The following is a 411-nucleotide window of genomic DNA, read 5'->3' on the forward strand; positions in this document are numbered from 1 at the left end:
CATGTGACCGGGAAAAGTCAGGTCGCTGAACAGGCATTAGTGCTGATTCAGAAACTGTATGGGATAGAAGCAGAACTCAGGAAAAAGACCGATAGTACAGCGGAAGACCGCCGCGAATACCGGCAACAGCATAGTCAACCGGTGATGCAACAACTGTATGAATGGCTCAACCAACATCATCTGACGGTGCCATCGAGTTCTCCCACCGCCAAGGCGATCAATTACACTCTGAAGCGTTGGCCAGCTTTAAGCCGCTATTTGGATGATGGCAATCTACCGATTTGCAATAATTGGGTAGAGAATCAAATGCGACCTTGGGCCTTAGGACGCAAGAACTGGCTGTTTGCTGGCTCGCTGCGCAGTGGTCAGCGAGCGGCGAATATCATGACTTTAATCCAGTCAGCAAAGCTG

The 411-nt window shown here is 50.1% G+C and carries 1 protein-coding gene; it reads left to right on the forward strand.

Annotated elements, in window-relative coordinates:
- On the forward strand, positions 1 to 411 hold a 411-nt coding region (locus WFH18_RS17820; RefSeq protein ID WP_336755414.1), incomplete at both ends, for an IS66 family transposase.

The sequence above is a fragment of the Acinetobacter sp. USHLN143 genome, assembly GCF_037145695.1.
Lineage (GTDB): Bacteria > Pseudomonadota > Gammaproteobacteria > Pseudomonadales > Moraxellaceae > Acinetobacter > Acinetobacter fasciculus.